General features: G+C 66.7%; 20 protein-coding genes. 10 read left to right on the top strand and 10 right to left on the bottom strand.

Going from position 1 to position 22,438, the window contains the following annotated elements; genetic code table 11:
- From C7H84_RS17550 to C7H84_RS17575, 6 genes are read left to right on the top strand one after another with little or no spacing between them, the layout of a single operon-like run.
- Positions 1-1,014 carry a type II secretion system F family protein gene (locus tag C7H84_RS17550; protein ID WP_121859946.1) on the top strand — a complete coding sequence of 338 codons (1,014 nt, stop codon included), beginning with the start codon at positions 1-3 and terminating at the stop codon, positions 1,012-1,014.
- 24 nt (positions 1,015-1,038) lie between these two features.
- Entirely contained in the window at positions 1,039-1,929 is an 891-nt protein-coding gene (locus C7H84_RS17555) for a pilus assembly protein (protein WP_121859947.1), read from the top strand.
- 23 nt (positions 1,930-1,952) lie between these two features.
- Positions 1,953-2,285, top strand: coding sequence for a DUF3613 domain-containing protein (locus C7H84_RS17560; RefSeq protein ID WP_121859948.1), 333 nt, complete (start codon positions 1,953-1,955; stop codon positions 2,283-2,285).
- Positions 2,286-2,296: 11 nt separating this feature from the next.
- Positions 2,297-4,162 carry a TadG family pilus assembly protein gene (locus C7H84_RS17565; protein ID WP_121859949.1) on the top strand — a complete coding sequence of 622 codons (1,866 nt, stop codon included), beginning with the start codon at positions 2,297-2,299 and terminating at the stop codon, positions 4,160-4,162.
- A 17-nt stretch (positions 4,163-4,179) separates the two neighbouring features.
- Positions 4,180-5,571 (top strand): sigma-54 dependent transcriptional regulator, encoded by a 1,392-nt coding sequence (locus tag C7H84_RS17570; RefSeq protein ID WP_121859950.1) that lies wholly within the window; start codon positions 4,180-4,182, stop codon positions 5,569-5,571.
- Between the two features lie 54 nt (positions 5,572-5,625).
- Positions 5,626-6,333, top strand: a complete 708-nt coding sequence (locus C7H84_RS17575) for a DUF2968 domain-containing protein (protein ID WP_121859951.1) — start codon at positions 5,626-5,628, stop codon at positions 6,331-6,333.
- A gap of 83 nt (positions 6,334-6,416) precedes the next feature.
- On the opposite strand, the gene hfq is transcribed toward C7H84_RS17575, so the two are convergent.
- Positions 6,417-6,986, bottom strand: coding sequence for an RNA chaperone Hfq (gene hfq, locus C7H84_RS17580; protein WP_121859952.1), 570 nt, complete (start codon positions 6,984-6,986; stop codon positions 6,417-6,419).
- 296 nt (positions 6,987-7,282) lie between these two features.
- Here hfq and C7H84_RS17585 point away from each other — a divergent pair, with 296 nt between their 5' ends.
- Positions 7,283-7,561: a PXPV repeat protein gene (locus C7H84_RS17585; RefSeq protein WP_121859953.1), complete on the top strand. Its 279-nt coding sequence runs from the start codon at positions 7,283-7,285 to the stop codon at positions 7,559-7,561.
- Between the two features lie 27 nt (positions 7,562-7,588).
- Here C7H84_RS17585 and C7H84_RS17590 read toward each other — a convergent pair whose 3' ends face one another.
- The 4 genes from C7H84_RS17590 to C7H84_RS17605 all read right to left on the bottom strand — a co-directional run bounded on the left by C7H84_RS17590 (position 7,589) and on the right by C7H84_RS17605 (position 12,774).
- Positions 7,589-8,506 (bottom strand): DUF1571 domain-containing protein, encoded by a 918-nt coding sequence (locus C7H84_RS17590; protein WP_121859954.1) that lies wholly within the window; start codon positions 8,504-8,506, stop codon positions 7,589-7,591.
- Positions 8,507-8,534: 28 nt separating this feature from the next.
- Positions 8,535-10,289 carry an AMP-binding protein gene (locus C7H84_RS17595; protein WP_121859955.1) on the bottom strand — a complete coding sequence of 585 codons (1,755 nt, stop codon included), beginning with the start codon at positions 10,287-10,289 and terminating at the stop codon, positions 8,535-8,537.
- A gap of 229 nt (positions 10,290-10,518) precedes the next feature.
- Complete coding sequence (locus C7H84_RS17600) at positions 10,519-11,337, bottom strand: TetR/AcrR family transcriptional regulator (protein ID WP_121859956.1); 819 nt, start codon at positions 11,335-11,337, stop codon at positions 10,519-10,521.
- 216 nt (positions 11,338-11,553) lie between these two features.
- Positions 11,554-12,774, bottom strand: coding sequence for an MFS transporter (locus tag C7H84_RS17605; protein ID WP_121859957.1), 1,221 nt, complete (start codon positions 12,772-12,774; stop codon positions 11,554-11,556).
- Positions 12,775-13,054: 280 nt separating this feature from the next.
- On the opposite strand from C7H84_RS17605, the gene C7H84_RS17610 reads away from it, so the two are divergent.
- The 3 genes from C7H84_RS17610 to C7H84_RS17620 all read left to right on the top strand — a co-directional run bounded on the left by C7H84_RS17610 (position 13,055) and on the right by C7H84_RS17620 (position 16,132).
- Positions 13,055-13,597, top strand: coding sequence for a GNAT family N-acetyltransferase (locus tag C7H84_RS17610; protein ID WP_121859958.1), 543 nt, complete (start codon positions 13,055-13,057; stop codon positions 13,595-13,597).
- 148 nt (positions 13,598-13,745) lie between these two features.
- A complete protein-coding gene (locus tag C7H84_RS17615) occupies positions 13,746-14,372 on the top strand; it encodes a ParB/Srx family N-terminal domain-containing protein (RefSeq protein WP_121859959.1) in 627 nt (208 codons plus the stop codon).
- A gap of 23 nt (positions 14,373-14,395) precedes the next feature.
- Positions 14,396-16,132, top strand: a complete 1,737-nt coding sequence (locus tag C7H84_RS17620) for a SulP family inorganic anion transporter (protein ID WP_121859960.1) — start codon at positions 14,396-14,398, stop codon at positions 16,130-16,132.
- A 77-nt stretch (positions 16,133-16,209) separates the two neighbouring features.
- On the opposite strand, the gene C7H84_RS17625 is transcribed toward C7H84_RS17620, so the two are convergent.
- From C7H84_RS17625 to C7H84_RS17645, 5 genes are all read right to left on the bottom strand, one after another.
- Positions 16,210-17,160: a carbohydrate kinase gene (locus C7H84_RS17625; protein WP_121859961.1), complete on the bottom strand. Its 951-nt coding sequence runs from the start codon at positions 17,158-17,160 to the stop codon at positions 16,210-16,212.
- A 133-nt stretch (positions 17,161-17,293) separates the two neighbouring features.
- Entirely contained in the window at positions 17,294-18,238 is a 945-nt protein-coding gene (locus tag C7H84_RS17630) for an ABC transporter substrate-binding protein (protein ID WP_121859962.1), read from the bottom strand.
- An 85-nt stretch (positions 18,239-18,323) separates the two neighbouring features.
- Positions 18,324-19,361 (bottom strand): ribose ABC transporter permease, encoded by a 1,038-nt coding sequence (locus tag C7H84_RS17635; protein WP_121859963.1) that lies wholly within the window; start codon positions 19,359-19,361, stop codon positions 18,324-18,326.
- Positions 19,362-19,401: 40 nt separating this feature from the next.
- On the bottom strand, positions 19,402-20,955 hold the full coding sequence (locus tag C7H84_RS17640; protein WP_121859964.1) for a sugar ABC transporter ATP-binding protein: 1,554 nt from the start codon (positions 20,953-20,955) through the stop codon (positions 19,402-19,404).
- Positions 20,942-22,189, bottom strand: coding sequence for an ROK family transcriptional regulator (locus C7H84_RS17645; protein ID WP_121859965.1), 1,248 nt, complete (start codon positions 22,187-22,189; stop codon positions 20,942-20,944). Before C7H84_RS17645 ends, C7H84_RS17640 begins: the two co-directional genes overlap by 14 nt.
- Between the last annotated feature and the right edge of the window lie 249 nt (positions 22,190-22,438).

Here is a 22,438-nt window from a genome sequence, read left to right on the forward strand (position 1 = left end):
ATGACAGCCAATCAACTTGGTTCGCTTGCACTGGTGCTTGGCGCGCTGGGCATCCTGCTGCTGGCGGTGCTCGCGATCCGCAGTGCGAATGCGCACTCGCGCAGCGGCCGGACGCTGAGCGACGCGCTCGAGCGGCGACTCGCAACGCTGGCGGCCGCCAGCGCGCGGGCAGCCCAGGAGCCGGACGAGTCGTTGCGGAAAGATCCGGATGCGCGGCAGGCAACCGATCCATCGTCGCGCTTCGCGCGGGTGCAGGAGCGTCTGTCGGCGCTCGGGATGCGCTGGCTGGATACCGGCATCGGTCGGCTTGCCGTTGCCGAAGAGGACCGGCTGCTGCTCGAGCAATGCGGTTTTGTCGATACGCGCACGCGCGGCTTGTTCCTGAGTGCGCGGATCGCATGCTCGATCATCATTCCGCTCGCCTATATCGGCGTGGCCGGGCCGCACGTTGGCGGCTCGCAGTGGTGGCTCGGCGTGGGCATTTCGTTCATCGTCGGATTCATGGTGCCGAAGCTCTACCTGAGACGCCGTGCCGCGAAACGCAAACAATCCGTCGTCGACGAATTGCCGCTGCTGGTCGACATGCTTCGTCTGCTTCAAGGGGTCGGCCTGTCGCTCGACCAGAGCATCCAGGTCGTCACCAACGACTTCAAGGGGATGATGCCGGTGCTCTCATCCGAAATGGAGATTGCCCAGCGGCAGTTCGCAGCAGGGCGCACTCGCGAGCAGTCGTTGCAGCGGTTGTCGTCGGGCTTCGAAAACGAGGATCTGCGTGCCATCGTGCGATTGCTGATCCAGGTCGACAAGCATGGCGGCGCGGTCCAGGAACCGCTCAAGCAGTTCGGCGAACGCCTGCGCGAGGCGCGTCGCGCGATGCTGCGCGAGCGCATCGGCCGGCTGACGGTGAAGATGACGGGCGTGATGATCGTGACGCTGCTGCCCGCGCTGCTGATCGTGACGGCCGGTCCGGGGATGATTTCGGTGTTGCGGGCGTTGAGCCAGGCGCAGCGCTGACGCGGGGAAGGAAAGGGGCGGAAGATGAAACGCATCGATGAAATCGCGAAAGTAGCCGGCATGGTGGCCATGGCGAGCCTGCTCTGCGCGTGTTCGGCGTTCAAGGAAAGCGGGTACGGCGTCGGGCCGCAGGCCGAGCGGGCGGCATTGATGGACGCGGCGGCGCAGAAACAGGCGGCACCCGATACGCCCGGCATGTATCTGGGTCTGATCGAGCGGATGCAGTCGCAAGGGCTGTATTACGCATCGCTCGCGCATATCGACGCGTACGAGAAGCAGTACGGTGCGTCGCCGCAGACCATCCTGCTGCGCGCCGATGCGTTGCGCATGACCGACCAGCCGGCCGCGAGTACGGCCGTCTATACGCAACTGCTCAACACGTCGCTGGCCGCGCGCGGGTATCGCGGGCTGGGTCTGATTGCCGGTGCAGCGGGCGATTTCCCGCGCGCCGCGCAGGCTCTGTCGCAGGCGACGGTACTGGCGCCGACCGACGCCTCGACGCTGTCGGATCTCGCCTACGCGAAACTGCGCAGCGGCGATGTCGAAGGCGCGCGCATCCCGCTGATGAAGGCGGCCGAGCTCGATCAGAACAATCCGAAGATCATCAGCAATCTGGTGCTGTACCTGCTTGCGTCGGGCCGTACGCGCGACGCGCAGCGACTGATGGGGCAGCAGAAGCTTTCGGCCGACGTTCGCAACGACATCCGCGGCGACGCGGTAAAGATCGCGACGGCCGCGCGTACGTGGCGCCGCGCAGCGCCGTCGCCGGGTTCGGTCGCGGCGACGACGCCGCCGGTCGGCTCCGGCAGCGTGATCGACGTGTCGGGTACCGATGCCGCACGGCGGCCGTCGCCGGTCGCAAACATACAGGGATTCGATCCCACCGCGCCGCTGCTGCAGCGGTTCGCACAATGACAAAGCATCCGGGGGGAAGTGACATGACGAACGACAAACGTTTCATCGGCCGTCTGGCCGGGCTGCACCGCGGTATCGCACTGATTGCGCTGATGGGGGCCGCGACGGCCGCACATTGCGAGCAAGCGATGCCGCCTGCATCGGAAATCGGCGCTTCGACCGAGGCGCTGCTCGCGCTGCAGCGGGACAACCGTGCTGCTGGATCGGCACAGCCGATGCTCGGCGATGCCGCATCGCTCAGCTACCAGCGCTATCTCGACTCGTTCAAGCACCCGATTCCGGAGTCGATGGGGTCGCCGGTCAACACGAACGGCAACGGCGGGTCCGGCGGCCAGCATTCCATGCAATCGAATTGAGCGAGGCGGCAATGATCGCGGCTCGCCATCCATCAAATCGCCTGGCCCGACCGGGCCATGCCGCGCCGCGGCGCCAGCGGGGCGCGGTCGTCGTCATGGCGTCGGTATGGATACTGCTGGCGATGGTGATCCTCGGTTCGGTCGATATCGGCAACGTGTTTCTCGCTCGTCGCGACATGCAGCGCGTCGCCGATCTTGCGGCACTGGCCGCGGTCCAGAAGCTGAACGACACGTGTTCGAACGTGACGAGCGTGGCCACGAACAACGCATCGAAGAACGGCTTGTCCGTCGGCGGCACCACAACCTTGACGGCCGATTGCGGTTATTGGGCGCCGACGGCCACCGGGACGTCGAGCAGCTTCTATACGTCGAAGACGTCGATTCCCAAGCTCACCCAGCTGAATGCGGTCCGCGTCACGATTTCCAGATCGATGCCGTATTTCTTCTTCGGACCGACGCGCACCGTGACCGCCACGTCGACCGCGAAGGCGACCAACATCGACACCTTCTCGATCGGTGCGACGCTGGCCGCCGTCGGCGGAGTCGGTTGCTCAGGCGTGCCGACCGGCAATCCCGGCCTGGTCAATGCGCTGCTGGGCGCGCTGCTGCAAGGCCAGGGCGGTACGCCGCTGACGCTCAATCTCGCGTCCTACCAGGGGCTCGCGTGCGCGAACGTCAAGCTCGGCGATATCGCGGTCGCATTGCAGTCGCTGTCGGTCGGCAACGGGACGATGGGCGGGCTGGTCAATGCACAGGCATCGGTTGGCACGCTGCTCAAGGCAATGATTGCGGCCGTCGGAAAGACTTCCACGCTCGGCGCCACCGTGCAGTCGAGCGCCACCGGCGCGCTGAACAACATCCTGAACCTGAGCCTGCTCAGCAATACCAACATCAACGTCGCGAGCCTGACCTCACAGAGCGCCACGTCGCTGCTCAAGCTCGGTCTCGCGAATGCGCAGGCCGCGGCCGACGCGAGCGTGAACGTGCTCGATCTCGTGATGGCGACGGCACAGATCTCGCAGAGCGGCAAGCCAGGCGTCGCGATCGGCGCCAATGTGCCGCTGACGCTATCGAACGGCAATTCCGTATCGATCGTGCAGTTGCAGGTACAGGTCATCAGCCCGCCGACCATTGCGGTAGGCGAAGGCGGCAAGGACGCGACCGGCGCATGGCGCACGGTCGCGACGAATGCGCAGATCGGTCTCTATCTTCTCGTCAACCTCGGCGTGAATCCGTTGCCGGTCGTGGTGTCCGCGAATGTGTACCTGCCGCTCTATTTGCAGCTCGGTGCCGGCACCGCGACACTGCTGTCGACCAATTGCCTGACCTCGCCGAATTCGGCCACGATCAGTGCGCAACCGAGCGTCGCGAATCTCTGTATTGGCCAGCCTCCGCTCAGCGGGAACCTGCTCAACCTGCCGGCGACCTACAGTTGTTCGACGCCCGCCAAGATACTTGACGTGCTGGTGCTCGCTGGCGCAGTCGAGGTCTCGGCGACCATCTCCAACGTATCCGTGAACCTGGCCGGCAACACGGCCACCAACACGTTCTATGGACGCGGCGGAAGCGATCCGTCCTACTACTGGACCACCAACACGAATGCACTGGGTTCTGCCGTGAGCAATGCGTTGGCGGGTCTGAGCTCGGCCACGATTACACCGAAAGTGGATCTGCTGTTCGGGGTGCTCAGCGTCACGCTCACACCGGATTTCATTCCGAAACTGCTGGGGGTCCTGACCGGTATTCTGGGCCCGCTGCTGAGCGGGCTCGACGGTATCATCGAGCCGTTGCTGGATCTGCTGGGCGTCCAGCTCGGCGCCGCCACGGTGCATCAGATGTCGCTGACCTGCGGCGCTGCACAAACTGTCAGTAATTAGAGAAGCAAGACCATCCGATGAGAACCACGCCCGCAATCGCAGAACTCGACCTGTACGTCTGGGAAGGCAAGGCGGACATCGTCGACCGCGTTGCCCGCTGCATGGCGAGCTTCGACGTCGAAGTGATCCGTGCCGACAATGCGGAAATCTCGCCCGAGCGTGCCGCGTTGCGCCCGTCGCTCGCGATCATCAGCGTGACGATGATCGAAACCGGCGCCGCATTCCTGCGCGACTGGCAGGCCAACATCGGCATGCCGGTCGTCTGGGTCGGCGCGGCCCGCGACCACGACGCGTCGCAGTATCCGCCCGACTATTCGCACATCCTGCCGCTCGACTTCACGTGCGCCGAACTGCGCGGGATGGTCGGCAAGCTCGTCACGCAACTGCGCGCACACGCGGCCGAAACGCTGCAGCCGTCCGAACTGGTCGCGCACTCGGAGTCGATGCAGGCGCTGCTGCACGAAGTCGATACGTTCGCCGACTGCGACACCAACGTGCTGCTGCACGGCGAAACCGGCGTCGGCAAGGAGCGCATCGCGCAATTGCTGCACCAGAAGCATTCGCGCTACCGCGACGGCGAATTCGTGCCGGTCAACTGCGGCGCGATTCCGGACGGCCTGTTCGAATCGCTGTTCTTCGGGCATGCGAAAGGCTCGTTCACCGGCGCGGTTGTCGCGCATAAAGGCTATTTCGAACAGGCGGCCGGCGGCACGCTGTTCCTCGACGAAGTCGGCGACCTGCCGTTGTACCAGCAGGTCAAGCTATTGCGCGTGCTCGAGGACGGCGCGGTGTTGCGGGTCGGCGCGACGTCGCCGATCAAGGTCGATTTCCGGCTCGTCGCGGCCAGCAACAAGAAGCTGCCGCAGCTCGTGAAGGACGGCCTGTTCCGCGCGGATCTCTACTATCGGCTCGCGGTGATCGAGCTGAACATTCCGTCGCTGGAAGAGCGGGGCGCGGTCGACAAGATCGCGCTGTTCAAATCGTTCGTCGCGGAGGTGGTGGGCGACGAGCGGCTCGCGCAACTGTCGGATCTGCCTTACTGGCTCGCGGACGCGGTGGCGGACAGCTATTTCCCGGGCAACGTGCGCGAGCTGCGCAACCTTGCTGAGCGCGTCGGCGTGACGGTCCGGCAAACGGGCGGCTGGGATGCGGCGCGGCTGCAGCGGCTGGTCGCGCATGCGCGCAATTCGGCGCAGCCGGTGCCGGTCGAGAGTGCGGCGGAAGTGTTCGTCGACCGCAGCAAATGGGATATGAACGAGCGCAGCCGCGTGATCGCGGCGCTCGACGCCAACGGCTGGCGGCGCCAGGATACGGCCCAGCAGCTCGGCATCAGCCGCAAGGTGTTGTGGGAAAAGATGCGCAAATACCAGATATTCGACGAAGAGCCCGAGACCCGCGAAAGCGAGTAATTAATGAGATAAAATCGCGCTGAATTACAACGACACGGGCGGGAATCTAAATTCATGAGCCATATGACGGGGTTGGGGCGGGCGTGTGTGTTGCTCGCCATGATGGGAGGCATGCAGGGCGCGTCCGCGCAGGGGTTGGCGGGCAATGCGGCGCCGGCGGTACAGCAGGCGTCGGCAACGGTGGCGGCGATTCCGGTGATCGATCAGCAGGTCCAGACGTCGGTGCAGCCGCAGGCAGGCGAGTCGAGCGGCCCCAGCACGGTTGACGAGCTGCAGCGCCAGATCCAGGCGCATTCGCTGACGGAAATGCGCACGAGCTACAACGGCAGCTACGGCGCGAGCCTGCTGTTCAGCGTGAAGGACGGTTCGTATTTCGTCGCGCTGTTCCAGCAGAAGGCGTTCTGGCGCGTGATCAAGACTCACGACGAAACGCGGGCGGAAGCGATCTATCGCGATTTCTCGCGTCAGGCGGAACGCCTGGCCGTCAACGAGCTGCGTGCGGCGAAGCTGGAATCGCAGAAGGCGCAGATGGACCGGCAGATCGAAGTGACGCAGGAGCGGGCGCGGCGTCTGCAGGCCGACATCTCGATCGCACGGGAGCAGCAGGCAGCGGTCGCGGATCGCCAGAAGAACGTCCGCAACGAAACGGCGGCGCTCCAGGCGCAACAGGCGGAGCTTCAGTCGCAACTGCGCGCATTGCAGCAGCAGGTGCGTTCGCTGCAGCGCCAGGCCGACGCAGGCTTGCCGACGACGGCACGCTGAGCGATCACGGCAGGGCCGGTGCGGCGCCATGCCGCGCCGACCCACCAGCAAAAAGGGCAAGCCGTTTGGCTTGCCCTTTCGTTTTACTGGCCGTCCGGCACGATTCGCCGGCGGCGCGTGACGATCACCGGCCCGTTGCCGCCGCGGTCGGGCGACGACGTGTTGCCCGACGCATCGCCTGCATCGCGCGGCGCGCCATAGCTTTCACGCGGTTCGCGCGGGGCGCCGTAGCCTTCGCGGGGCTCGCGCGGAGCACCGTAACCCTCGCGCGGTTCGCGGGAACCGTAACCTTCACGCGGTTCGCGCGAGCCGTAGCCGCCATCGCCGCGCGATTCGCGGGAGCCGCCGTGCGAGCCGTACGGGCTGTGGCCGCCACCTTCGCGGCCGCCCGGCCGGCCGCCGGGGCGCGGGCCGCGGGGACCGCCGCCGCCCGGACGCGAGCCGCCCGTGTCGAGCTGAATCGTGGAAATCGCACGCTTGTAGATGCCTTGCAGACCCACGGGGGTGCGCAGCATCACCAGGTACTGGTCGAACGACTCGATACACCCCGTCAGACGAATGCCGTTGACGAGATAGATTTCAACGCGCTTACGTTCCTTGCGCGCCGCATTGATGAAGTCGTTTTGCGGATGGGATTCTGCGGGATTGGCCATTGAGGTGCGGCAGGAGCCTGCGTCAGAGAATATGTTGTGCGTGTGTGTGGCGGGTTCGCCCACCAGGTGTTTGGCGGGATTTTACCCTGTTCGTTCCGCCAGCGCGCAGTCGCGATTGTGTCGAACCGTAACCCACTATAGACGTTCGCGCGCATTTTCGCGATTCGGTCAAATGGCTAGGGCCGTTTGGTTACGTCGCGTTACGACTCTCGCAACGGCGTAGCACCTGGCGGCACGCAGCGCGACTACAGTCGTCGCGCGTGCCGGGCAGGCCGGCGAATCAGGGGAAGCCGAACATGGGCAAGAGAGGATGGGCAGTATGGATCGGGAGCGCGGCATTGCTCGCTTCCGGCAGTGCAATGGCGCACGTCGACCTGTCGGTCGGTATCGGCGTACCGGTCGCGCCGGTCTATGTCGAGCCGGCGCCGGTCTATGTGGCACCGCAACCGGCGGTGGTCGCCTATCCCGGTTACGGATACGGTTACTACCGCGACGAGGATGACGACGGCTACCGCAAGTGGCGCAGGCACCATTACAAGCATTGGCGCAAGCATCACGACGATGACGACGACTGACCCTGACACGCGTCGCGCCGGCGGCCATCAGAACGCGTAGTCAGGATTTTTGGGATCGAACGCGGTTTCGTCGAGCGGGGCCGGCGCGATATTCTCGATGACGATCCGCTCGAAGATCTTCCCGTCGTTGTCATAGGACTCCACGGTGCGGAAGTAGGGCGCGTGCAGGTCGAGCCCGAGAATTTCCTTCTTCGCATAGAACTGCGGCCGGCCGGTCGGCGTCTCGTAGGTGAGCGCGACGACCCGCACGCCGCCGATCGTCTTCGCTTGCACCTGGGTCGGCCGCTGCACGCCGGCTTCCTGGTATTTCTTTCCTTCGGTCAGGTACAGGTTCGTGATGAATTCGGTGCCGAGATCCTTGACCTGGTGATTCGACTGCGCGCGCGCGAGCGCCCCGTCGAGCGCCGTCCACAACGGAATCTTGCCGAGCAGGCCGCCGAGATGACCGTACATCTCGTCCTTGCGCCGCGTCGTGTCGTAGATCGTTTCCTGTCCGGCATGCGCGCCGCCCGGCAGCCATTTCGCATAAACGCGCAACGGCTCGCGGGTGGTCTTCACGAGCATGCGGTCGGGCGTATTGGACCATTTCCCGCTGATGCGCTCCTGACGCACCATCGTGAACTGGTACGACGGATAACCGTTAGGACCATTGCGGATATAGAGCGGTACGGCGAGTGGATCGAGCGCCTTGAACAGCGCCGTGAGCGTCGCGTCGTCGAGTTGCGCGAGCGTGCCGCGCTGGGCGGCTGTACGCAGCCAGCGCGCCTGCTGCGCGGCCGGCTCGTGCGCGACCTTCGCCAGGTCGGCCGGCAGGGCGGCCTCCTGCGGCGCGCTCGCGGCATCGGCCGCTTCCTGTGCATGCAAGCAGGGTTGCGCGAGTAACAGCATGCAGGCGATCGCCACCGCGGCGGCATGCGCCGCGCGGCGCTTCGTTGCTTCGTTCATCGACAGCGTCTCCCGGAGCGATGGGCGTTCAACCTTGCTTCGCAGCGTTGATCTTCGCCAGCTCCTCGTCGCGCAACGCGCGGCGCAGGATCTTGCCGACGTTCGTCTGCGGCAACACGTCGCGGAACTCGACGAACTTCGGCATCTTGTAGCCGGTCAGGTTCTTGCGGCAATGCGCGAGCACGTCGTCGCCCGTCACCGCCGGGTCGCGGCGCACGACGAATACCTTGATCCGCTCGCCCTGTACTTCGTCCGGGATACCGATCGCGGCGGCTTCGCTGATGCCCGGATGCATGACCAGCACTTCCTCGATCTCGTTCGGATACACGTTGAAGCCCGACACGAGGATCATGTCCTTCTTGCGGTCGATGAGGCGGATGAAACCGCGCTCGTCCATCACGCCGATGTCGCCGGTGCCGAGCCAGCCGTCGGCGTCGATCACCTTCGCGGTCTCGTCGGGACGCTGCCAGTAGCCGCGCATCACCTGCGGGCCGTGCACGCACAGTTCGCCGGGTTCGCCGATGTCGGCCCAGGTGCCGTCCTCGCGGCGAAAGCGCACGAGCGTCGACGGCGCGGGCAGGCCGATCGAGCCGCTGAACGCGGCCATGTCGCTCAGGTTCACCGGGTTCATCGTGACGATCGGCGAGCATTCGGTGAGCCCGTAGCCTTCGACGACCGGCCGCCCCGTGACCTGCTGGAAACGCTCCGCGACCGCGCGCTGCATCGCCATCCCGCCGGCCATCGCGAGCTTGAGCTTCGAGAAGTCGCGCTGGCGGAATTCCTCGTTGTCGAGGAACGCGTTGTACAGCGTGTTGATGCCGGTGATCCCGGTGAAGGTTTCGTGGCGGATGATCTTCATCACCATCTTCATGTCGCGCGGGTTCGCGATCAGGATGTTGCGTCCGCCGAGCCCCATGAAGATGAACGCATTCACCGTCAGCGAATAGATGTGGTAAAGCGGCAGCGGCGTCAGCACGGTTTCGACCTCGCCCGATACCTGGTCGGCGATCCACGCCTTCGCTTGCAGCAGGTTCGCGATCAGGTTGCCGTGCGTGAGCATCGCGCCTTTCGCGACGCCGGTCGTGCCGCCGGTGTATTGCAGGAACGCGAGATCGTCGCGAGTCGCCTGCACCGGTTGCGGTTTGCCGCGAGCGCCGAGCGCCAGCGCGGAGCGCAGCCGGATCGCCTGCGGCAGGTCGTAGGCCGGCACGAGTTTCTTCACGTGCTTCAGCACGAAATTGATCAGGCGGCCCTTCGCGTTGAAACCGTCGGCGAGCAGGTCGCCGAGCGCGGTGATGACGATGTTCTTCACCTGCGTTTCCGGCAGCGCATCCTGCAGCGTGCGCGCGAAGTTCTCGAACACGACGATCGTCTGCGCGCCGCTGTCCTTCAGCTGGTGCGCGAGTTCGCGCGCGGTGTAGAGCGGATTGACGTTGACGACGATCGCGCCGGCCTTCAGCGTGCCGAACAGCGCGACCGGATACTGGAACGTGTTCGGCAGCATGATCGCGACGCGGTCGCCGGGCTTCACGCCGGTGCTCTGCAGATACGACGCGAACGCGTCGACTTTCTGCGCGAGCGTACGGTAGGTCATCGAGGCGCCGGCGCTCACGTAGGCGACCCGTTCGGCGAAGCGCGTGGTGCATTCGTCGAAGAACTGCACGAGCGACGCGTATTGCGTGACGTCGATCTCGTGCGGTACGCCGGGCGGATACGACGCGTACCAGATGCCGTCGCTGTTCGGCGGGAGCTGGGCCGCTGCGGTTGCTGCGGATAAGGACATGATGTGTCTCCGGTGTCGGTGCGAGTTGGCGCTTCAGCGCTTACTCGCACCCCATGCTTCGCGGTCGATGCGAGTTGCGCTTTCGCGTCTGCTCGTACTCGATGCTGTTCGTCGACGAAAGCCGGCCTGGGCTCCCGCCGCATGACATTGGTACAGCCCGCACCGGCGCGTGAACGCCGGCTCGGGCCGTCAAAAAATCGTGATTCGGCGCCTGCGCGGCCGTGCGCGATCAGCTCGTCGACTGCATCGTCGCCGTGTCGGCGGCAGCGGGTCTCGACGACAGCCCGAACGCTTCGCTCGCGCCCGCATCGTCGAGCACGGCCGCGAAGATCGACAATTGCGCGGTGTCGGGCATCGGCGCCTTCAACGCGGCGACGATCAGCGACGACAGCCGCGCGATCATCTGCACGTCGTTCATCGTGCGGCCTTGCGAGAATTCGTCGATCAGGCTTTCGGTTTCGGCACCGGCCAGCGCGCCGGACAGCGCGCCGATCGCGAAGTGCAGCCGCCAGCCGAGCTCGGTGCGCGGCAGATGCGGCAGCGCGCGCTGGAACGCATCGAAGAAGCGGCCCGCGACGCTCGCATAGTGCGCGGTCAGGAAATTGCGCACGAACGGCGACGGGTCGGTGTACGCGCGGCCGATCAACCGCAGGAACGCCGGGCCGCCGCGATCGGGATCGCGGGACGCCTTCAGCGCCGGAATGAACATCGCGCCGAGCACGTGCTCGCACGTGATGTGTGCGCCGAGCTGCGCATCGAAGCGGTCGAGGATGCCGAGGCGTTCCTGGTTGAGCTGGTCGAGCCGGCGCGACAGCATCGCGTGGATCAGCGCTTCCTTGCTGCCGAAGTGGTAGTTGACCGCGGCGAGGTTCACCGCCGCGCGCGACGTGATCTGCCGCATCGACATCGCTTCGAAGCCGTGTTCGATGAACAGGTCCTCGGCCGCATCGAGGATGCGCGCCTTCGTCCCGCCGGTCTGCCCATTGCTGGATGACCGCGTCCCGGACGGCCGTCCAGCCGACGGTCGCCCCTCCTGACTTACTGCCATGTCCCGCCTCCCAATGCCGGTCGCCCAGCCGCGAACAGGTGATTTGTTGGTCTGATTCAAACAGCCGTTTTTATTAAGATAAAAAAACGCGGGCGGCGCGGGCAAGCGGGGAATCTGGACAAATTCCTCTAGTTCGATGTGCGGATGCGGAAAGCACGGCGTGCGGCCCCGGCCGGGCGGGGCACACGCGATGATGCGCTGCGGCAATGCCGGCGCTCAGCCGGCGGTGGTACGCGTATTGACCGATTGCGTCATGTCGATGCCGCGCCGTTCGCGGCTGAACAGGATCAGCACGGCGATCACGACGGCCACGATGCCGGCCACGAGCGCGAGCGCAAAACCATAGTTGTTCCCGTGCGAAACCGCGAGCGACGCCTGCATCGTCGCGTTACCCGACGCAAGGAGGTTGCCGAGCTGGTAGACGACGCCGGGGAAGGTCGCGCGGATCTCATCGGGCGAGATCTCGTTCAGGTGGACGGGGATCACGCCCCATGCGCCCTGCACCGAGATCTGCATCAGGAACGCGCCGGCGGCGAGGGTGAGCGCGCCGCTCGAGAATGCCCACAGCGGCAGCACCGGCAACGCGATCAGCGCGGCGACGAAGATCGCGCGACGGCGGCCGATGCGCTCGGAGATCGCGCCGAACGACAGGCCGCCGACGATCGCGCCGATGTTCAGCACGATCGTGATCCACGACACGGTATGCGGATCGAAATGATGCTGTTCGCGCAGGAAGGTCGGGTAGAGATCCTGCGTGCCGTGCGAGAAGAAGTTGAATGCGCTCATCAGAATGATCGCGTAGATCGTGAGCTTCCAGTTCTGCTGCAGCGTCGCGCCGAGGCTGGGCCGCGGGGCCTTTTCCATCTGCTTCCACGCCGGCGATTCGGGTACGTGTGCACGCACGTACAGCACGAGCAGCGCGGGCAGCACGCCGATCATGAACATCCCGCGCCAGCCGATGTACTGGTAAAGCACGCCGAACACGATCGACGCGAGCAGGTACCCGCTCGGATAGCCGGCCTGCAGCAGGCCCGACACGAAGCCGCGTGCATGGGTCGGCACGGTTTCCATCGTCAGCGCGGAGCCGACGCCCCATTCGCCGCCCATCGCGATCCCGAACAGCGCGCGCAGCACCAGCAGCGCGGTCAGGCTCGGCGCGAAACCGGACGCGAGCTCGAGTACCGAATAGCACGCGATGTTGACCATCAGCGTCGGACGGCGACCGAAACGATCGGCGAGCCTGCCGAAGATCAGCGCGCCGAGCGGGCGCATCGCGAGCGTCAGCGTGAGCGCGAACGCGACGGCGGGGATCGTCGACGCGAATTCGGCGGCGATGTCCTTCAGCACGAAGACCATCAGGAAGAAATCGAACGCGTCGAGCGTCCACCCGAGGTAGGCGGCGATCGTGACGTTGCGTTGCTCGCGGGTCCAGCTCATGTCCGAGGTCTCCTCGTTGGCTTGCGCGCTCACGATCTGCAGGCGGATGCCGGCCCGCCAGGCGCGCGGCGCGGGGGCATCAATCGAGTGTAGGCGGCGACGCGGCGCGATGTGGGGCGCGATAGCGGCGAATCGGGAATAATCCCTACGAAATGAACTGTTGCGAAAGCCGCAACGGGGCCGGCGCGAGGCATGCGTCAGGCGTCTGTATCATTGCGGAAGGCTTGTTGTATCAGTTATGTAATGCGCTCGATGCGCATCCCCCGAATCAGGAGTCCAGATGGCCGAACCTTCCGTTGCCGCGTTGCCCGTGCTGGAGACCGAGCGGTTGTGGCTGCGTCCGCGCGTGCTGGCCGACCTCGACGCGAGCATCGAGATGGATCGCGATCCGGAGGTCACGCGCTACATCGCGGGGCCGTGGCACGATCCGGACGAGCATCGCCGCTTCGTCACGCACCGCATCACACGCGACTATCCGCCGGGCCTCGGCTACTGGTCGATCTTCGAGAAGACCGCGCACGACGCGTTCATCGGCTGGGTGCTGCTGATTCCCGACTATGCGGGCGGCGCGCGCGACGTCGAGATCGGCTGGCGGCTCATCCGTGCTGCGTGGGGCCGCGGCATCGCGTGCGAGGCCGCCGCGGCTGTCGTGCGTCACGCGTTCGACAGCGTGCGGCTGCCGCGCGTGATCGCCGACATCGCCGAAGCGAACACAGGCTCGCTCAACGTCGCGCGCAAGCTCGGGATGCGGCGCGTGAGCGTCGTGCACGACGGGATACCTTACGTGCGTCATCGTCTCGAGCGCGACGACTTGCGGGCGTGATGTCGAACGTGTCGTTGTGAACGTGTCGCAGTGAATGCGGCGTGGTTGTCAGGGATGGTCAAGCGCGGGCGCATCGACGTCGCGACGTATTAACGGCCGACGGGATCAGGAGTATCGTTGCCGGAAATTCGTAACACGGGGTACGACCATGGCACTCGGCAACGACGTTCATCTGATTCCCGTCCGACTGGACACACTGCATCCGACGCAAATGACGGTCGGCTATCGCGAAGTGAAAGCGAAGCGCAAGCACTGGAAAACGCTCGACAAGCGTGCGCGCAAGGCCGCGATCGAATCGCACTGGTTTCCGGCCGTGCTCGGCCCGGGCGGCCAGCACTACATCACCGATCACCACCATCTCGGCCTCGCGCTGATCGAGGAAGGGGAGACGCGCGTGAACGCGATGCTGCTGAAGGATCTGTCGTGGCTCGACGACACGATCTTCTGGCGGATGATGGAACACAACCAGTGGGTGCATCCGTTCGGCGCCGACGGCTCCCGTCGCGACTACGCGCAGCTGCCGAGATCGCTGACGGGACTCGAGGACGATCCGTATCGCAGCCTCGCGGGCGAGCTGCGCACGGCGGGCGGCTATGCGAAGGATGCGACGCCGTTCAGCGAATTCCTGTGGGCCGACTATCTTCGCCAGCACGTCACGCTCGATCAGATCCGCAAGAGCTTTTCGAAGGCGCTGGATGTCTCGCTGAGCCGCGCGCACGACCAGGACGCGCGCTATCTGCCCGGCTGGTCGGGTGTCATCGCCGTCAAACCCTGACACGCGCACGGCGCCACCCGCCCATGACGACCGTACAGACCCGTCCGGATGCCGGCCCGCAGCAACCCGAGCATTTCGCCGCACTCGATGCGGCAACGCCGCCGCCCACGCGGCGCATCGGCCTCGATGCGCTGGCCGGCCTGTCGATCGCCGGGCTGCTGATTCCGGAGGCGGTCGCATATGCGGGTCTCGCGAACCTGCCGCCGCAGGCCGGTCTCATCGCGCTGTTGTCGGGGCTCGTCGTCTATGCGCTGACCGGCAGCAGCCGCTTCGCGATCGTGTCGTCGACGTCGTCGTCGGCGGCGGTGCTCGCGGCGACCGTGCTGGCCGAATCGGGCATGGCGCTCGCCGCGCAGCTCGCGCTGGCGGCCGCGCTCGTCGCGATGACGGGCGTGCTGTTCATCCTGGCCGGTCTCGCGCGGCTCGGCGGCATGTCGGACTTCATCGCGCGGCCGGTCCTGCGCGGTTTCACGTTCGGACTGGCGCTGACGATCGTCATCAAGCAGCTCCCGAAAATTCTCGCGATCTCCGTGCGTCACAGCGATGCGCCGCACGTCGTGCTCGACCTCGTCACCGGCGCGCCGCGGGCCAACCTCGCGAGCGTCGCGCTCGGCGCGACCGCGCTGGCGCTCCTGTTCCTGCTCGGACGGCGCTCGCGCGTGCCGGCGACGCTCGTCGTGATCGTGCTGTCGATCGCGGCCAGCTATCTGCTCGACTGGCAGCACTACGGGATCGCGATCGTCGGGCACATCGATTTCCGCCACCTCGAATTCGGGCTGCCGCAGCTCGACCGCAATGCGTGGATGCAGACGGTCGAGCTCGCATTCGCGCTGATGCTGATCCTGTACGCGGAGTCGTACGGATCGATCCGCAACTTTGCGCTGAAGCATGGCGACAGCGTGTCGGCCAATCGCGACCTGGTCGCGATCGGCTGCGCGAACGTCGTGTCGGGGCTGCTGCACGGGATGCCGGTCGGTGCCGGTTATTCGGCGACGTCCGCGAACGAGGCGGCCGGTGCGCAGTCGCGGTTCGCGGGCTTGTGGGCGGCCGGCGTGGTCGCGCTGATCGTGTGGCTGCTGCTGCCGCAGCTCGCGCGCACGCCGGAACCCGTGCTCGCGGCGATCGTGATCTTCGCGGTCAGCCATTCGCTGCATCCGTCGGTGTTCCGGCCGTACTGGGTCTGGCATCGCGACCGGCTCGTCGTGATCGCCGCGCTGCTCGCGGTGCTCGTGTTCGGCGTGCTGCACGGGCTGCTGGCGGCCATCGGCGTGAGCCTGCTGCTGACGCTGCGCAAGCTGTCGGAGCCGAACGTCAGCGTGCTCGGCCGGCTGCGCGACGGGCACGATTTCGTCGACGTCGCGAATCATGCGGAGGCGAAGCCGGTGCCCGGCGTGCTGATCGTACGGCCGGAGGCGCAGCTGTTCTTCGCGAACGCGGACCGGATGCTCAATCGCGTGCGTGCACTGATGAAGACCGCGCCCGATACGCATACGGTGATGCTGAGCCTCGAGGAAACGCCGGACGTCGACGGTACGACGATCGAGTCGTTGCGCACGTTCGCGGCCGAGTGCGCGGCACGCGGATTGCAGTTTTCGATGGTGCGGCTCAAGGAGCACGCGCTCCGTGCGCTGCGACGCGCGGCCGACGACACGCTGCGCGACGATGCGATGTCCGAACTGAGTGTCGATGAGAGTCTGCAGTTGCTGCAGGCGCGCGCCCACAGTGGAACGGGCGCGAAAGGCGGGAAGAGCGGCGCGTAAATGACACTCGTGAGCGACACATGAACGACGCGGCGCGCATGCGCCGTCCGGTGCGTTCGCGTGCCGTCTGGCGGCGCCTAGTGCGACAGCGCAGCGTCGACCGGTGCGCCGGTCGTGCGGCCGGCCACGACGCCGGCGACTTCGTCCGCCGTCGGGGCATACGCGCCTGCATGCGCACAGGCGACGGCCGCGCACGCTGCCGCGTAGCGCAGATGGTCGGCGGGCGGCGCGCAGCGGTGCGTGAGCTGACTCGCGAGCCAGCCGCCGATGCTGGCGTCGCCGCAACCGACCGTATCGGCAACGTCGGTCGCGAATGCCGGCTGGAACAGCGCGGTGTCGCGATGCAGCAGTTCCATGCCGGCCGCGCCGCGCGTGACCAGCACGCTCGCGTCGGGCGCCCAGGCGCGCAATTGCGCGAGTGCGGCGGCTTCGTCGAGTTCGGGGAACAGGCCGCGCAGATCTTCATCGGATACCTTGATCCAGTCGGCGAGACCGGCGAGCCGGCGCAGCGTGTCGCGATACGACGGCGCGGCCATCGGCGCGCGATAGTTCGGATCGAACGAAATCCGCTTGCCGGCCGCACGTGCCGCCTGCACGACTTCGATCAGCCGCGACGCGAGCGGCTCGCGCACGACGCCGAACGAGCCGACATGCACGATCTCGGCGGCGTCGAGCGCGCCGTCGGGCAGGTCAGCCGGATCGAACGCGAGGTCGGCGCTGTTCTCGCCGATGAAGAAATACTCGGGCGGCTGTTTCGACACGACCATCGCGAGCAGCGGCGCGCGCTCGACCTGGCGGATGAAGCGCAGATCGAGCCCGGCCTCGGCGCTTCTGCGCATCAGTTCGTCGCCGAAGATGTCGCGGCTGACCGTGCCGGCGAAGGCGGTCGGCACGCCGAGCCGCGCGCCGACGCGCGCCACGTTCCAGCACGAGCCGCCGGCGACGCTGCGCCAGTGCTGCGCGTCGTCGCGGATGAAGTCGGTCAGCGCTTCGCCGAATACGATCAGCCGGGGGAACGTCGTCGTCATGTCGAAACCTTGTGCCGCGGCGTGTCACGCGGCGGTGCAGCGGTTGAGGGGACGGGCCGGGCAGGGCCGGGCGCCGCGCAAAGCGGCATCGCCCGGCCCGGCACCGGCGGCAAGCGCCGATCGTGCGACGCGATCAGCGCGGGCTGCTCCAGCCCTTGTAGCCCTTCACGTTGTCGCGCGTGATGAGCGTCGGCTCGATCAGGATCATCGGATTGGCCGGCTTCTGGCCGTTCATGATCCCGTAGCCGACGTTCACGGCCTGCTGCGCCATCGCCCACGGATCCTGGCTCGACGATGCCTGCACGAGCGTATTCGACTTCAGCGCCACTTCGATGTCGGGTGCGCCGTCGACCGACGTGATCACGATGTTCGGGCGGTTCAGCTGCTTCGCGGCGAGATCGCTGCCGATCGCCTGCGGGTCGTTGATCGTGAACACGCCGTCGAGCTTCGGAAAGCGCGTGAGGTAGCCCTGCATCGTGTTCATCCCGCCTTCGCGGGAGCCCTTGCCGTCCTGGTCGCTCGACAGCAGCTTGATGCCCGGGTTCTTCCCGAGCACGGCCTTGCAGCCGTTCACGCGATCGATCACGGCCGACACCTGCGGGCCGTTCTCGATGATCACGTTGCCCTTGCCGTTGAGCTTCTTCGCGAGGTAATCGCACGCCAGCTCGCCGGCCTTCACGTTGTTGGTCTGCACGGTCGCGTTCGCGCCGGCCGCGGCGACGTCCACCGCGACCACCGTGATGCCGGCCGCCTGCGCCTTCTTCACCGCCGGCTCGATCGCCTTCGGATCGGTCGCGTTGAGCAGGATCATGTCGACGTGCGCGGAGATGAAGTTGTCGATCTGCGTGAACTGCTTGTTCAGATCGTAGTCGGCCGAGACCGCGGTCACTTTCGCGTTCGGATTGAGCTGCTTCGCGCGGGCTTCCGCGCCTTTCACGATCGTGACGAAGTACGGGTTGCCGAGCGACCCGACCGTGACGCCGATCGATTTCAGCGGCTTGTCGGCGGCATGGGCGGCGGCAGCGCCGAATGCGAGTGCGCAGGCGACGGCGGTCAGGGCGGCGTGGTGCTTGAACATGTCGTTGTGTCTCCGGAAGGTCCGTTGGCGGACGGGCGCAGGAGGACCTGCCTGCGCTCGATGGTTGAACGATGGCGGATGCGTGTCAGGTGCGGGCCGAGTCGCGCTGGCGATAGCGGTCGAGTGCGACGGCGCCGATGATCACGAGCCCCTTGATGATGTATTGCCAGATATCGGACACGCCGAGCAGCACGAGGCCGTTGGTCAGCACCGCGATGATCAGCGCGCCGATCAGCGTGCCGACGATCGAACCGACGCCGCCGACGAAGCTCGTGCCGCCGAGGATCACCGCGGCGATCGCGTCGAGTTCGTACGACTGGCCGAGCTGCAGGCCGTTGGCCGCGTAGAGGCGCGCGGCCGACATCACCGCACCGAGGCCGGCAAGCAGGCCCGATGCCGCATAGACGAACAGCTGGATCGCGCGCACGTTGATGCCCGACAGCCGCGCGGCTTCCGGGTTGCCGCCGACCGAATAGATCCGCATCCCGAGCACGGTGCGGCGCAGGATGAACCACGACAGCGCGATCACCGCGACCGCGATGATGACGAGCCACGGCACACCGAGGATTGAGCCGTTGCCGATGAACGCGAACGGCAGTTGCGGGTTGAAGACGGTCGTGTCGTTGCCGATCAGGCGCGCGACGCCGCGCACGGCCGTCATCGCGCCGAGCGTGACGATGAACGGCGGCAGGCGCAGGAACGAGATGAGCCCGCCGTTGATCGCGCCGAACACGAGACCGACGACGAGCGCGAGCGGCACGCCGAGCCAGCCCCAGCCGGGGATGGTCGACGCGAGCAGCGCGGCGACCGCCGACGCGGCGAGCACCGAGCCGACCGACAGGTCGATGCCGCCCGTCAGGATCACGAAGGTCATGCCGGCGGCGAGCACGATGTTGATCGATGCCTGCTGCGTGACGATCGACAGGTTCTGCAGCGTGAAGAAGCCGTCGGTCAGGAAGCCGAAGCCGATGCACAGCACCAGCAGCACCGGCAGCATGCCGGCGGTGCGCAGCAGCGACTGCATGCGTGCGCGATGATCGGCGCCGCGCATCAGCGGCGTGCGGTTGGCGACCGGATGGGCCGTCGCGGAAGCCAGGTTCCGTTGCTTGGTCGGGTTGATCATTTCGGTACCTTGAATGAAGAGGGAAATGAGGGAGCCGGGGTCAGTGCGCGTCGGCGAGCTCGGCCTGCGAGCCGGTCGCGAGCGCGATGATCGCTTCCTGCGTGATGGGGGTATGCGTGTGGCCGCCGAGCTCGCCGGCGATCTCGCCTTCGCGCATCACGAGCACGCGGTCGGCGACGCCGATGATTTCCGGCAGTTCGCTCGAGATCACGATCACGCCGACGCCCGCGCGGGCCAGTTCGTTGATGATCCGGTAGATCTCGGATTTCGCGCCGATGTCGACGCCGCGCGTCGGTTCATCGAGGATCAGCACGCGCGGCTTCGTCTCGAGCAGGCGCGACAGCAGCACCTTCTGCTGGTTGCCGCCCGACAGCGCGCCGACGTTCACGTTCGCGTTCGGCACGCGGATCGACAGCGAGGCGATCGCGTCGCGTGCGCGTACGGCGCCGCGAGCCAGATCGAGCGCGCCGAGTCGCGCATCGCGATTGCACACCGAGATGTTGATGTTGTCGCGCACGCTCATGTCGAGGAACAGGCCCTGGCGCTTGCGGTCTTCGGTCAGGTAGACGAGGCCCGCATCGATCGCGTCGCGCGGCGAATGCGCGCCGAACGTACGGTCGCCGAGCTTCACGTCGCCGCGCGTGCGCGGCTCCGCGCCGAAGATCAGCCGCGCGAGCTCGGTGCGGCCCGCGCCGACGAGCCCGGCGATGCCGAGCACCTCGCCGGCATGCAGGTCGAGGCTGCAGCCGCGCACGCGGTCGTCGTCGGCAATGTCGCGCACCGACAGCAGCAGGTGGCCGGGATCGTACGGCGCATGTTGCTTCTTGTAGAAGCCGGAGATGTCGCGCCCCACCATCATCGCGACCAGCCGTTCGGCCGACAGCGATTCGCGCTCGAGCGTGCCGACATACGAGCCGTCGCGCAGCACCGACACGCGGTCCGACAGTTCGTAGATCTCCGCCATCCGGTGGCTGATGTAGATGATGGCGAGGCCTTCCTCGCGCAGCTGGCGGATCAGGCCGAACAGGTGCTCGGTCTCGCGCGACGACAGCGGCGTCGTCGGTTCGTCCATCACGAGGATGCGTGCGCGGGTATGCACGGCGCGCGCGATCTCGACGAGCTGCTGCTCGGCGATCGACAGCGTGCCGACGAGCGTGTCCGGTCCGAACGGCGCGCCGAGACGTGCGAGCACGTCCTGGCAGCCGCGCGCCATCGCCGCGCGGTCGATGGTGCCCCAGCGCCGGTTGCCGCTGCGCAGTTCGCGGCCGACGTAGATGTTTTCCGCGACGGTCAGGTTAGGTGCCAGGCACAGCTCCTGGTAGATCACCGCGACGCCCGCATCGCGCGCGGCGAGCGGGCCGTCGACGTCGATCGGCTCGCCGTCGATCAGGATTTCGCCGCCGGCGTCGGCGCGGTAGGCGCCGGACAGGATCTTCATCAGCGTCGATTTGCCCGCGCCGTTCTCGCCCATCAGCGAATGGATCTCGCCCGGATAGACGGTCAGGCTGACGTTGTCGAGCGCGCGCACGGCGGGGAACGTCTTGCTGATCCGGCGCATCTCGAGCAGCGGCCGGGGCGACTCAGAACGCGACATGGTTGACCTCCTGCGATTCGGTGCGGGCGCCCTTCAGGATGCCGGCCCGCGGGGAGAAGTTGAAGAACATCGGCAGCGTCGCGGCGCCGATTGCGCCGGCGTCGGCGCCAAACGTGCCGCGCACGAGCGTTGGCGTGCCGCGTGCTTCCGGTGCGGTCGCGACGAGAGCCGCGCGCAGGCGCGCCATCACCGCATCGAGCAGGCCGGCGTCGGTATCGGCGTCGAGCACGACCACCGGCGCGTCCACCACGCACAGCACCGCGCGCAATGCCGGGGCCAGTGCGTCGACGCAGTCGTCGATCCATTCGCCGACCGCCGGCAGGCCGCGCGCGATGCAGGCTTCGAGATCCGCGCGGTTCTCGACCGTCTCGCCGTGATGACGCAGGTGGCGTACGAGCGCATGCAGCGATGCGCGGGCCAGCAGGATGTCCCACGGGCCGCGCGGCGGCGGCGCGGACGCCAGCCGGCTTGGCGGCACGGGAATCACGGCGATGTCGCCGGCGTTGCCGGTCACGCCGCGCAGGCAGTCGCCGTCGATCGCGATGCCGCCGCCGATCGCGGGGCCGATGAACAGGTACACGAAGTCGTCGCACTGCCGGCCGTACCCGTAGAACAGTTCGGCGATCGCGGCCGCGTTGCCGTCGTTTTCGCCGAACACGGGCAGCGCCAGCGTGCGCCCCAGGTCGCTCGCGAAGTCGACGTCTTCCCAGGCGCGGAACGTGTCGGGTGCGAGACCGAGCTCGCGCATCCATGCGCCGAGGTTGTACGGCTGCGCCACGCCGACGCCGGTCAGGCGTGCGCGCTCATGGGCGGGCAGCAGGTCCTGCATCGCGTCGATGTCGCGCCGGACGATCTCGAGTACGTCGGCGGGCGGGGGGAGCAGCGTGTCGTGCGAGCGGCGGCCGAGCACGTCGCCCGCGAAATTGACGAGCGCCGTCTCGATGCGCATCCGGTCGAGATGGACGCCGATGCCGAACGCGCCGCGCGGATCGAGGCGGATCAGCGACGCCGGCTGGCCGCGCTGGCCTTCGGTGCGGCCGGCGAATTCGATCAGCTTCGCGTCGGCGAGCGACGCGATGATGCTGCCGACCGCCGTGCCCGTCATGTTCGCGAAACGGGCGAGGTCGGCCTTCGACGCGCTGCCCGCACGGCGCAGCGTCTTCAACAGCAGGCGCTCGTTGTAACGGCGCACGTTGGCCGAGTTGCTTCCCTGGCCGATGTGCGGGCTTCTCATGGCGTCTCCTTCCATGGGGCGTCTGCGATCGACGCATTAAATAAATCACGTTGATTTATTTAACCGCGTGGGCGACCGGATGTCAGCCTAGGGAAATCCCGGTTTCGGGCGGAGAGTGAGACGGGGCGGGGGGCGGAGGAAGGCGGTGTGAAGTGCCCCGAGATGGCGATGTGGCGCTTCGGGAACTAGAAATGAAAAAAGGCCGGCATAAAGCCGACCTTTTTAAATACAGATGGTGCCCAGGAGAGG

The sequence above is a fragment of the Burkholderia sp. Nafp2/4-1b genome (assembly GCF_003635165.1).
Taxonomy (GTDB): Bacteria; Pseudomonadota; Gammaproteobacteria; order Burkholderiales; family Burkholderiaceae; genus Burkholderia.

Bases quoted from the DNA above. Each gene is read 5' to 3' on its own strand.
- C7H84_RS17550 (WP_121859946.1), top strand. From the start codon at position 1: ATGACAGCCAATCAACTTGGTTCGCTTGCACTGGTGCTTGGCGCGCTG.
- C7H84_RS17555 (WP_121859947.1), top strand. From the start codon at position 1,039: ATGAAACGCATCGATGAAATCGCGAAAGTAGCCGGCATGGTGGCCATG.
- C7H84_RS17560 (WP_121859948.1), top strand. From the start codon at position 1,953: ATGACGAACGACAAACGTTTCATCGGCCGTCTGGCCGGGCTGCACCGC.
- C7H84_RS17565 (WP_121859949.1), top strand. From the start codon at position 2,297: ATGATCGCGGCTCGCCATCCATCAAATCGCCTGGCCCGACCGGGCCAT.
- C7H84_RS17570 (WP_121859950.1), top strand. From the start codon at position 4,180: ATGAGAACCACGCCCGCAATCGCAGAACTCGACCTGTACGTCTGGGAA.
- C7H84_RS17575 (WP_121859951.1), top strand. From the start codon at position 5,626: ATGAGCCATATGACGGGGTTGGGGCGGGCGTGTGTGTTGCTCGCCATG.
- hfq (WP_121859952.1), bottom strand. From the start codon at position 6,986: ATGGCCAATCCCGCAGAATCCCATCCGCAAAACGACTTCATCAATGCG.
- C7H84_RS17585 (WP_121859953.1), top strand. From the start codon at position 7,283: ATGGGCAAGAGAGGATGGGCAGTATGGATCGGGAGCGCGGCATTGCTC.
- C7H84_RS17590 (WP_121859954.1), bottom strand. From the start codon at position 8,506: ATGAACGAAGCAACGAAGCGCCGCGCGGCGCATGCCGCCGCGGTGGCG.
- C7H84_RS17595 (WP_121859955.1), bottom strand. From the start codon at position 10,289: ATGTCCTTATCCGCAGCAACCGCAGCGGCCCAGCTCCCGCCGAACAGC.
- C7H84_RS17600 (WP_121859956.1), bottom strand. From the start codon at position 11,337: ATGGCAGTAAGTCAGGAGGGGCGACCGTCGGCTGGACGGCCGTCCGGG.
- C7H84_RS17605 (WP_121859957.1), bottom strand. From the start codon at position 12,774: ATGAGCTGGACCCGCGAGCAACGCAACGTCACGATCGCCGCCTACCTC.
- C7H84_RS17610 (WP_121859958.1), top strand. From the start codon at position 13,055: ATGGCCGAACCTTCCGTTGCCGCGTTGCCCGTGCTGGAGACCGAGCGG.
- C7H84_RS17615 (WP_121859959.1), top strand. From the start codon at position 13,746: ATGGCACTCGGCAACGACGTTCATCTGATTCCCGTCCGACTGGACACA.
- C7H84_RS17620 (WP_121859960.1), top strand. From the start codon at position 14,396: ATGACGACCGTACAGACCCGTCCGGATGCCGGCCCGCAGCAACCCGAG.
- C7H84_RS17625 (WP_121859961.1), bottom strand. From the start codon at position 17,160: ATGACGACGACGTTCCCCCGGCTGATCGTATTCGGCGAAGCGCTGACC.
- C7H84_RS17630 (WP_121859962.1), bottom strand. From the start codon at position 18,238: ATGTTCAAGCACCACGCCGCCCTGACCGCCGTCGCCTGCGCACTCGCA.
- C7H84_RS17635 (WP_121859963.1), bottom strand. From the start codon at position 19,361: ATGATCAACCCGACCAAGCAACGGAACCTGGCTTCCGCGACGGCCCAT.
- C7H84_RS17640 (WP_121859964.1), bottom strand. From the start codon at position 20,955: ATGTCGCGTTCTGAGTCGCCCCGGCCGCTGCTCGAGATGCGCCGGATC.
- C7H84_RS17645 (WP_121859965.1), bottom strand. From the start codon at position 22,189: ATGAGAAGCCCGCACATCGGCCAGGGAAGCAACTCGGCCAACGTGCGC.